We start from the raw sequence: 9,840 nt of genomic DNA, 5'->3' as shown, positions 1-9,840 counted from the left end.
CCCGGCTGGCCGCCATGACGTTCAATCTGCGCTACGCCGGCGACGCCGAGCCCAACTCCTGGGGGCAGCGCCGCCCCGTCATGCGGGAGCTGCTGCGCCAGGCCCGGCCCCATCTGCTGGGCACTCAGGAGGGGCTGTACGGCCAGCTGCGTGACATCGCCCATGACCTCGGGCAGCGCTACTCGTGGATCGGCACCGGGCGGATGGGGGGCAGCCGCGACGAGTTCATGGCCGTCTTCTACGACACCGGGCGGCTCGAACCCCTGGAGTACGACCACTTCTGGCTGTCCGGCACCCCGAATGTGATCGGCTCCAACACCTGGGGCGGGGCCGTGGTCCGGATGGTCACCTGGGCGCGCTTCCACGACCGGCACACCGGCAAGGAGTTCTACGCCCTCAACACCCATCTGGACCACCGCAGCCAGAACGCCCGTGAGCACTCCGCCACGCTGATCACCGAGCGGCTCGGCGGTCTGGACTCCGCGCTCCCCCGCATCGTGACCGGTGACTTCAACGTGGCGGCCCACGGCAACCCGGTCTACGACGCCATGCTGGGCGGCGGCACGCTGGTGGACACCTGGGACACCGCCGAGCGGCGCGGCCCGCTGTTCGGGACGTTCCACGGCTTCGGCCCGCTGGTCCCGGACGGCGACCGGATCGACTGGATCCTGACCTCACCCGGTGTGCGCACCCGCCAAGCCGTCATCGACACGTACTCGCGGGACGGCCAGTTCCCCAGCGACCATCTGCCGGTGCGGACGGTCCTGGAGCTGTAGCGCGGGCTCACACGGCGGCCGGCTCTCAGCGGCTGCCCCTCAGCGGCCGGGCGCCTCCCCGGAGAGCGCCCGCAGCCGCAGCAGGGTGGCCACGGCCAGCAGGGCCACACAGCCCGTGAAGATCAGCCCGGCGGACCGCAGCCCGACCGCGACCGTCAGCGCGCCCACGCCGATCACCGGAATCGAGAGCGCCAGATACATCAGCACGAACAGGGCGGAGGTGACCTCGGCGCGGTGGTCGGCCGGGCTGCGCTCCGTCACCACCCGTACGGCCGCCTGGAACGACAGCCCCTGACCCGTCCCGGCGATGACGGCGCCCAGCACCAGCAGGGCCAGTGACGCGATCGCGAGCGAGACCGCGATGGCCGCCATACCGGCCACCAGCACCGCGCATCCCCCGGGCAGCGAACGTCCCGGGCCCAGCCGCCCTCCCAGCGCCTGCCCGGCGATCGAGGCGGCGAACACCGAGAACGCCACGGCACCTGCGACCGCGAGATTGCTCTCCCCCTCCACCTCGCTCAGGAACGTGGGCGACACCGAGGTGAACAGGCCCAGCGTGGCGAAGCCCGCGAACCCCGCCATGGCCGCGGCCGCGAACGTCGAGCGCATCTCCTTGGGCACCCTCAGCCGCTGCGGCCTCAGCGGCGGGCGGCTCCGCTTCCGTACGGTCTCCGGGAGGGCGAGCACCACGGCGGCGCCCACGGCCACCAGCACCAGGTCCACCACGAACACCAGTTTCAGCGGCGCCGGGGCGTACTGCGCCAGCACGCCCGCCAGCAACGGGCCCAGCCCGAGCCCGCCCAGGTTGGCCCCGGTCGCGAGGAGGGTGGCGCCACGGCGCCGGCGCTCGGGCGCGAGCTCGATCACCGTCACGGTGGCGGTGCCGGTGGCCAGGCCCGCGGACAGCCCCGACAGGATGCGGCCCGCGAACAGCTCCGGCAGTCCCTGGGCGAGGAGGAAGCACACCGCGCTCAGCCCCGACAGCACCAGCGCGGCCAGCATGACGGGCCGTCGCCCGATGAAGTCGGACACACTTCCGAGCAGCAGCAGCGCGACGATGACCCCCGCCGCGTACACGGCGAAGATCACCGTGACCATGAACGAGGAGAAGCCGAACTCCCGCTGGTAGAGCGAGTAGAGCGGGGTGGGCAGCGTGGTACCGCACATCGTGACCACGAAGGCGTAGGCGGCCGCGAGGAACGGCCATCCCCTCTCCCCGTCGTCCACATCACCGCGGCGGCTATCCATACGACCCGATTCCACCACAAAACACCTGTCCGTCAAATGCGGTGGCGTGCCGCCCCCTGCCTGGCGGGTTACGTGCGGTAGCGGCGCATCCCGTCATTCGGCCCTCATCGCATGCGGCAGGATGGCACCTTACGCCGGAGCCGTACACATGTGCGCCCGGCACCGCCCGTAGAACCCAGGCACGAACAGGTGACAAGGTGATCCCACAGAACTCCAGACCGGAGGCCGCACCGACGACGGCATGCCGCACGGCCGCTTCTGACGCGCTTTCCGTGATAGCGGACGGTGGCCGATGAACCGGGCTCTCACCTTGCACGATGTCATCGTCGTCGGAGCGGCGCTGGTCTGCGGCGCGGCCGGTGGTGTGCTGTTGCGCGTGGCGCTGCGCTGGCTGGGTGAGCGGGCCCGCTCCACCCGGTGGAGCGGTGACGACATCATCGTCGACACGCTGCGCACCCTGGCCCCATGGGCGTCGATGGCCGCCGGTGTCGCCGCCGCGGCCGCCGCGCTGCCGCTGAACCGCACGGTCGGCCATGACGTCAATCAGACGCTGGTGGCCGTGCTGATCCTGGTCACCACGGTCACGGCGGCGCGGGTGGTGGCCGACCTGGTGCGGTCGCTGGCGCTGTCCCGCTCCGGGGTGGCGGGAACGGCCAGCATCTTCGTCAACATCACACGGATCGCCGTCCTGGCGATGGGTGTGCTGATCCTGCTGGAGACGCTGGGCGTCTCGATCGCTCCGCTGCTCACCGCCCTGGGCGTGGGTGGTCTGGCGGTCGCCCTGGCCCTGCAGGACACGCTGGCCAACCTCTTCGCGGGGGTGCACATCCTGGCCTCCAAGACGGTGCAGCCCGGCCACTACATCCGGCTCAGCAGCGGGGAGGAGGGGTACGTGGTCGATATCAACTGGCGCAACACGGCGGTGCGGCAGCTGTCGGACAACCTCGTCATCATCCCGAACGCCAAGCTGGGCAACACCATCATGACCAACTTTCACCAGCCCGAGCAGCAGATGTCGGTCATGGTCCAGGCGAGGGTCGGCTACGGAAGCGATCTGGACCATGTCGAGCGGGTGACCATCGAGGTCGCCGGGAAGGTGATGTCCGGGGTCGAGGGCGGGGTCGTCGACCACGAGACGAGTGTGCGCTTCCACACCTTCGGAGAGTCCGGCATCGACTTCTCGGTGTTTCTGCGGGCCCTGGAGTTCAGCGACCAGTACCTCATCAAGCATGAGTTCATGAAGGAACTGCACCGCCGGTTCCGCGCCGAGGGCATCGAGATCCCGCTGCCCACGCGGACGCTCGTGCTTCCCGACCAGGACCGGGCGCCGCTGCCGGGCCGGCCGGCGATCTGACGCTCTCAGCCGTCAGCCGTCAGCCGTCAAGGCAGCAATCGCCGCTCAGTGGCCACCGCCACCGCCCCGGCCCGGGTCTCGACCCCCAATTTCCCGTAGATCCTTCCCAGATGGGTCTTGACCGTGGCCTCGCTGATGAACAGCGCCCGGGCGATCTCCCGATTGCCCAGGCCGCGAGCCAGCTGCCGGAGGATGTCGCGCTCCCGCTCGGACAGCCCGGGGCGGGGGCTGCGCATCCGGGCCAGCACCCGGTCGGCGACCGGGGCCGACAGCGCGGTACGGCCGGAGGCAGCGTTCCGGATCGCCGCGAAAAGTTCCTCCGGCCGCTCGGCCTTGAGCAGATAGCCCGTGGCCCCGGCCTCGATGGCACGGGTGATGTCGGCGTCGGTGTCGAACATGGTGAGCACCAGGACGCGGGGCGCGGGCGGATCGCCGGAGACCAGCCGCCGGGTGGCGGTCACCCCGTCCATGCCCTCTCCGAGCTGCAGATCCATCAGCACCACATCGGGCCGGAGCCGGGTGGCCATGGCGAGGGCCTCCTCGCCGCTGCCCGCCTCGCCGACCACCTCGATGCCGTCGGTGCTGGCCAGCAGCGCCCGCAGCCCGGCCCGCACCACGGCATGGTCGTCGCAGAGCAGCAGCCGGATGGCGGGGGTGGCCGACGGCGTCGGGGACGGGGTCGGGCTCATGGCGTGGCCTCCACGGAGCGGTCGGGGACGAGGGCGGGAACGGGTTCGACGGGGATCGCGGCCGAGACGACGGTCCCCTCGCCCGGTGCGGACTCGACGGTGAGCGTGCCGCCCAGCTGCCGTACGCGGGCCCGCATGGCGGGGAGTCCGTGGCCGCGCGACCGGTCCGCGTCGGCGGCCCGGACGGCGTCGGTCTCGAAGCCGCGGCCGTCATCGGCGATGTCCAGACAGATCTGGTCGCCCAGGCAGGTCAGGGTGAGCGCGGCCCGGCTCGCCCCGGCGTGCTCCCGCACATTGGCCAGCGCGCCCTGGGCGATGCGCAGCAGCGCCGCCTCCACCCGCTCGGGCAGCGGGCCGAGGGGCCCGTCGAGCCGGAAGTCCACCGCCGGTCCGGCACCGCTCTCCCGCTCGGCGAGCGCGCCGAGCGCCTGGGCCAGCGAGCCCTCGGCGAGGTCGGCCGGGGCCAGGTCCTGGACGAACCGGCGGGCCTCGGCGAGGCTGCGGGACGCGATCTCCGCCGCGTTCCGCATATGTCCCCGGGCCGCCTCCGGGTCCGTCTCCCAGGTGCGGTCGGCGGCCTGCAGCAGCATCCGCTGGCTCGACAGGCCCTGGGCGAGGGTGTCGTGGATCTCCGACGACAGCCGCTGGCGCTCGGCCAGAATCCCCGCCCGCCGCTCGGTCGCGGCCAGATCGCGGCGGGTGCGGACCAGATCGTCGATCAGCACCCGCTGCCGGGCCGACTGGCGCCGCAGATGGATGAGGACGGCGGCGGCCACGGCGGCGATGGCAGGCGGCGCGATCAGCGCGTTGGGGTCGAAGCCGTCGTGCATGAACCGCAGTTTGGACGCGACGACCAGCGCGGTGAGCACGGCGGCCAGGGGCACCGCGAACCGGGTGGGCAGGGTGTGCAGACCGGTGAAGAACAGTGGCATGGCACACCAGGCGGCGCTCGGCGCGAGGACCAGCAACGCGACCCATGCGGCCAGTACCGCGGTCAGCCAGCCCAGATAGCGGCCGGAGGGCCGGCCGCCGTGGCTCGGCGCGGGCGCCGGCCACCGGCCGGGCAGATAGAGCGCGCCGAAGGCCACGAAGAGGGCGATGACCCAGCCGTTGGGCGCGCCCCCGGTGTCGCGGATCAGATAGCGGACCAGCGAGGACCCCAGCAGCAGGAAGAACGCGATGTGCAGGACCGCCGTCAGCCACCGCTCGTCCGGATCGTCCGGCCCGTCGGACCCGGACCGCCCGGACCACGCCGACCACACCCCCGGCCACCGGGTCCACCCGGACCGCCCGACCACCCTGACCGCCGACCGCACCCCGGCCCCTCCCCTGCTCCTCGGTTCACTCCCGCAGCCAGTCCTAACGCGCCGGACCGGACGCCGCATCATCCGATCGGTTGATACGGCGATCACCCGGACCGCCTCCTGACCGGGGCCGCTCCGCCGATCCCCGCCGCCGCCACGGCGCCGAGGCTGGTACCGACCACGACGACGCGGGAACGCATGGGCCGCCAGGCCGCCGCGTCCCCACCACCAGCACGAGAGAGTCCCCATGCCCGCCAAGAACCTCAGTGTCAACCGCTCCGCCCTCGGCCACCGGGTCTCCTACGCACTGCGCCATCCGCAGCGCGTACCGCGCCATCTGGTCCGCGCCACCCGGGACGCCTGGCTGCGTTACCGCTATCCGGACCACGTCGCGTACTACCGCGCGGTGATGCGGTCGGACACCCGCACCAGTCCGGAGGCGGCGGTCGGCAGCCACAGCCATGAGCGGTGGCTGGCGCTGGGCGCGATGCAGTTCGACTATCTCCTCGGCCACGGTCTGCGCCCGGAGCACCGGATGCTGGAGATCGGCTGTGGCAATCTGCGGGCGGGCTGGCGGTTCATCAGCCATCTGGAACCGGGCCACTACTACGGCATCGACATCTCGCCCGACATCCTGGCGGCCGCGCAGGACACGCTGGTGCGCCAGGGGCTCCAGGGCCGCCTGCCCACCCTCACCCCGGTCCGCGATCTGACGCTGCGGTTCCTGCCCGACGCCCACTTCGACGTGGTGCACGCGCACAGCGTGTTCTCGCACTCGCCACTGCCGGTCATCGAGGAATGCCTGGCCCATGTCGGCCGCGTCATGGCGCCGGGCGGCTGGTTCGACTTCACCTTCGACCGCACCGAGGGCGTGGAACACCAGGTGCTGCGGGAGGACTTCTACTACCGCACCGAGACGCTCATCGCGCTGGCGGAGAAACACGGCCTGGCGGCGCGGTTCATGGCGGACTGGGAGGAGCTGCCGCACGGCCAGTCGAAGATCCGCGTCACCCACCGCGAGGGCGGACGGACGTCCTGACCCGACGGGCGGTCAAGCCCGGCGGTCCGCCTCGGAACACCGAGGCGGACCCGGTGCTCCCCCGGAACAGGCCGACTATTCGAAGACGCAATTCCTGAGGCATATGTTGCCTTCGAAGCCTGTGACACACTTCATATCGCCCTACACAGGACAAAATCGTCGCTAGTGAGTGCCGTAGACTTTTAGTACGTACTGTTGCGTGGTGGATAGACGAATACATGGAGCACCAAGAGGTCACTCATGCAGCCCTTCGTACTGAAGCACGCAATCCCCGCCGAGCGGTCGTCGGCCAGTGTTCCCTACGCCTATAACGCCGCCCTGCAGTTGAATGTCCTCTCCGACGGCCGTCCGGCCATCGCCGATCGAGCGGTGCTGCTGGCGACCGGCACGACCACGTCCACAGCCGGCTCCAAGACGCACTTCGACGACTGACCTGCACACACGTCGATGACGGTACTCATCCTGACCTGTCGCCAGGATGTCACTGCCGACTTGGTGGTGGCGGAGCTGCGCGAACAAGGCGTCCCTCTGGTGCGTTTCGATCCGGCCGACCTTCCGGATCAGGCAGCCCTGTCGGTCGAATTCGACCGTGGAGACTTCACGGGATTTCTGTCGACCGAGGGACGCCTCGTCAGCATCCACGGTGTGCGGTCCATCTGGGTGCGCAGGCCGGGGCGGCCGGCGGCGCACGCGGCGAATCCCTCGGAGTGGCTGACGGCCGAGTGCGGACAGGCCCTGTACGGGATGCTCTACGCGACAACGGCACGCTGGATGAACCATCCCGCGGCCGCCGAACCGGCCCGCCACAAACCCTTCCAGTTGCGGGTCGCCCAGCACAGCGGTTTCGCCGTGCCCTCAACCCTTGTCACCACCTATCCGCGCGCGGCGCGCGATTTCGCCGCCCAGTACTCGGACATCGTGGTGAAATCCGCCTCCGGTCCGCCGTCCGTCGATCCACCGGTCGCGCTGCCTACCACCCGTATCGGACCGGACACGGATTTCTCCGATGTCGCGGCGGGGGCGACCCTTCTTCAGCGCTACATTCCCAAAGCGGCGGACATCCGGCTGATCTGCGTCGGCAGCCAGTTATTCGCCGCGCGCAAGACCGCCGCCTCCGGCCAGGTGGACGGACGCTATGGCTGTCATGGACACCGCTGGGAACCGGTGGACGTGCCCGCCAGAATCGTGCGCTCCGTGCATGAGTACATGACGCTCACCGGTCTTGCCTACGGGGCCTTCGACTTCGCCGAGGACGCCGAGGGCGTGTGGTGGTTCCTGGAGTGCAACCAGGGCGGCCAATTCGGCTTTGTCGAACTCGAGACCGGTCAGCCCATCGCGGCGGCGGTCGCGTCCTGGCTGGCGGCCCCCAGGGCCGCCCTGCGCTGAGGGCCGGGGACCCTGCCGGGTATCCGGTTCCCGCGACCACACACGGTGACGACAGGTGACGCGGAAGCGGCGCCCGCGTGCGGCACGGGCGCGGGGGCCGCCCTGGCGGGCCGGGCGCTGCGCCGGACCGGGCCGCCGGTCGTATGGTGAAGTGAGAGTCCGCGCCGCCCAAGGGCTGCCAGCCCGCGCGGGAGGTTCCGATGACCGTCGCCGAGAGCATCCGCCGCCCGACGGACGCGTCCCGCTATGTGCCGATCGCCGAGCACGGTCTGATCGGCGATCTGCGCACCGCCGCGCTCGTGGACACGCGCGGCACCATCGACTGGTATTGCCCGGTCCGGTTCGACGCCCCCAGTGTGTTCGCGTCGATCCTCGACGCCGACCTCGGCGGTTCCTTCCGGCTCACGCCCGAGGTGCCCGCCCGGACGAAGCAGTTCTACTTCCCGGATACCAACATCCTCATCACCCGCTTCTTCGCGGACGACGGGGTCGCCGAGGTCCAGGACTTCATGCCGATCGTGGACGACTCGCGCGAGGCGGACCGGCACCGGCTGATCCGCCGGGTGCTGTGCGTCCGCGGATCGCTGCCCTTCACCGCTCGGGTGGCGCCCCGGTTCGACTACGGCCGGCAGTCGCACACGGTGCGCACCGAGAAGGGGCTCACGATCTTCGAGTCCCCGGAGCTGTCGCTGGCGCTGACCTCCGGCGTCACCGTGGAGATCGACGGGCCCGATGCGGTGTCCACGTTCAAGCTGGTCGAGGGCGAGGCCGCGGTGTTCGCGCTGGACCGGATCGGCGGTATGGTGCAGCCGCGGCACTGTCCGCAGGCGGAGGCGGAGGAGCTCTTCGACGCCACCGTGCGCTACTGGCGCCGCTGGCTCGCGCAGTCCCGTTACCGCGGGCGGTGGCGGGAGATGGTGCACCGCTCGGCGCTCACCCTCAAGCTGCTCACCTACGCGCCGACCGGCGCCATCGTGGCGGCCCCGACGACCAGCCTCCCCGAGCAGATCGGCGGCGAGCGCAACTGGGACTACCGATACCTCTGGGTCCGCGATGCCGCGTTCTGCATCTACGCACTCCTGAGGCTGGGCTTCACCCAGGAGGCCGAGGCGTTCGTGCGCTTCCTGTCCGAGGGCATCACCCTGGGGGACGGCCCCGGCGGCCCGCTGCAGATCATGTACGGCATCGACGGCCGCAGCGAGATCCCCGAGCAGATGCTCTCCCATCTGGAGGGGCATCTGGGCTCGTCCCCGGTCCGGGTCGGCAATGCGGCGGTCCACCAGCTCCAGCTGGACATCTACGGGGCGCTGGTGGACTCCCTCTACCTCTACGACAAGTGGGGGCAGCCGCTGTCCAGCGACCACTGGGACGCCGTGTGCACGCTGGTCGGCTGGGTGTGCGACAACTGGGACCGGCCCGATATGAGCGTCTGGGAGACCCGCGCCGGTCCGCAGCGCTTCCTGTACTCGCAGCTGATGTGCTGGGTCGCGATCGAGCGGGCGATGCGCATCGCCCGCCACCGCGGACTGCCCGCGGACATGTCCCGCTGGTCGACGGCGCGCGATGACATCTACCGCCGGATCATGCGCCGCGGCTGGTCGCCGCGGCGGCGCGCCTTCGTGCAGCGCGAGGGCGAGGAGGTGCTCGACGCCTCGCTGCTGATGATGCCGCTGTCGAAATTCATCTCCCCCACCGACCCCAAGTGGCTGTCCACCCTGGACGCGCTGGGCGAGGAGCTGGTGGCCGATTCGCTGGTGTACCGCTACGACCCCACGGTGAGTCCGGACGGGCTGCGTGGTGAGGAGGGCACCTTCTCGATCTGCTCGTTCTGGTACGTCGAGGCGCTGTCCCGGGCCGGCCGGGTGGACGAGGCGCGGCTGGCCTTCGAGAAGATGCTGACGTACGCCAACCATGTCGGGCTGTACGCGGAGGAGATCGGCCGTACCGGTGAGCAGATCGGCAACTTCCCGCAGGCGTTCACCCATCTCGCGCTCATCAGCGCCGCGTTCAACCTGGACCGGGCCCTGGGCTGACGGCGCGGGCA

At 70.8% G+C, this 9,840-nt stretch carries 9 protein-coding genes; 6 read left to right on the top strand and 3 right to left on the bottom strand.

The annotated features are described in order from the left end of the window. The coding region (locus tag GWI24_RS09520) for an endonuclease/exonuclease/phosphatase family protein (RefSeq protein WP_210945446.1) at window positions 1-776 on the top strand (776 nt) is incomplete at its 5' end. A gap of 39 nt (window positions 777-815) precedes the next feature. Here the strand turns inward: GWI24_RS09520 and GWI24_RS09515 are convergent. Continuing rightward, window positions 816-2,024: an MFS transporter gene (locus GWI24_RS09515; RefSeq protein WP_210945445.1), complete on the bottom strand. Its 1,209-nt coding sequence runs from the start codon at window positions 2,022-2,024 to the stop codon at window positions 816-818. Between the two features lie 292 nt (window positions 2,025-2,316). Between GWI24_RS09515 and GWI24_RS09510 the strand changes: the two genes are divergently transcribed. Continuing rightward, complete coding sequence (locus GWI24_RS09510; protein ID WP_198281658.1) at window positions 2,317-3,378, top strand: mechanosensitive ion channel family protein; 1,062 nt, start codon at window positions 2,317-2,319, stop codon at window positions 3,376-3,378. 26 nt (window positions 3,379-3,404) lie between these two features. Here the strand turns inward: GWI24_RS09510 and GWI24_RS09505 are convergent, their stop codons facing one another. Next, complete coding sequence (locus tag GWI24_RS09505) at window positions 3,405-4,067, bottom strand: response regulator transcription factor (protein ID WP_210945444.1); 663 nt, start codon at window positions 4,065-4,067, stop codon at window positions 3,405-3,407. Next, window positions 4,064-5,329 carry a sensor histidine kinase gene (locus GWI24_RS09500; RefSeq protein ID WP_210945447.1) on the bottom strand — a complete coding sequence of 422 codons (1,266 nt, stop codon included), beginning with the start codon at window positions 5,327-5,329 and terminating at the stop codon, window positions 4,064-4,066. The genes GWI24_RS09505 and GWI24_RS09500 overlap by 4 nt, the downstream gene beginning before the upstream one ends. A 289-nt stretch (window positions 5,330-5,618) precedes the next feature. On the opposite strand from GWI24_RS09500, the gene GWI24_RS09495 reads away from it, so the two are divergent. The 4 genes from GWI24_RS09495 (at window position 5,619) to GWI24_RS09480 (ending at window position 9,829) form a co-directional block, all read left to right on the top strand. Further along, the gene (locus GWI24_RS09495; RefSeq protein WP_210945443.1) at window positions 5,619-6,410 is read left to right on the top strand and encodes a class I SAM-dependent methyltransferase; all 792 of its coding nucleotides are present in this window, start codon (window positions 5,619-5,621) and stop codon (window positions 6,408-6,410) included. Window positions 6,411-6,650: 240 nt separating this feature from the next. Next, window positions 6,651-6,842, top strand: a complete 192-nt coding sequence (gene tgmA, locus GWI24_RS09490) for a putative ATP-grasp-modified RiPP (protein ID WP_020874241.1) — start codon at window positions 6,651-6,653, stop codon at window positions 6,840-6,842. 15 nt (window positions 6,843-6,857) lie between these two features. Then, window positions 6,858-7,796, top strand: coding sequence for an ATP-grasp ribosomal peptide maturase (tgmB, locus tag GWI24_RS09485; protein ID WP_210945442.1), 939 nt, complete (start codon window positions 6,858-6,860; stop codon window positions 7,794-7,796). Between the two features lie 200 nt (window positions 7,797-7,996). Beyond that, entirely contained in the window at window positions 7,997-9,829 is a 1,833-nt protein-coding gene (locus tag GWI24_RS09480; RefSeq protein WP_210945441.1) for a glycoside hydrolase family 15 protein, read from the top strand. Window positions 9,830-9,840: the final 11 nt, after the last annotated feature.

It is taken from the genome of Streptomyces sp. MK37H (assembly GCF_018035285.1).
GTDB lineage: Bacteria > Actinomycetota > Actinomycetes > Streptomycetales > Streptomycetaceae > Streptomyces > Streptomyces endocoffeicus.
The sequence above is the reverse complement of the archived record's forward strand: the minus strand, read 5'-3'. Positions and strand labels throughout refer to the sequence as shown.

Bases quoted from the DNA above. Each gene is read 5' to 3' on its own strand.
- GWI24_RS09480 (WP_210945441.1), top strand. From the start codon at position 7,997: ATGACCGTCGCCGAGAGCATCCGCCGCCCGACGGACGCGTCCCGCTAT.
- GWI24_RS09515 (WP_210945445.1), bottom strand. From the start codon at position 2,024: ATGGATAGCCGCCGCGGTGATGTGGACGACGGGGAGAGGGGATGGCCG.
- GWI24_RS09505 (WP_210945444.1), bottom strand. From the start codon at position 4,067: ATGAGCCCGACCCCGTCCCCGACGCCGTCGGCCACCCCCGCCATCCGG.
- tgmB (WP_210945442.1), top strand. From the start codon at position 6,858: ATGACGGTACTCATCCTGACCTGTCGCCAGGATGTCACTGCCGACTTG.
- GWI24_RS09510 (WP_198281658.1), top strand. From the start codon at position 2,317: ATGAACCGGGCTCTCACCTTGCACGATGTCATCGTCGTCGGAGCGGCG.
- GWI24_RS09495 (WP_210945443.1), top strand. From the start codon at position 5,619: ATGCCCGCCAAGAACCTCAGTGTCAACCGCTCCGCCCTCGGCCACCGG.
- tgmA (WP_020874241.1), top strand. From the start codon at position 6,651: ATGCAGCCCTTCGTACTGAAGCACGCAATCCCCGCCGAGCGGTCGTCG.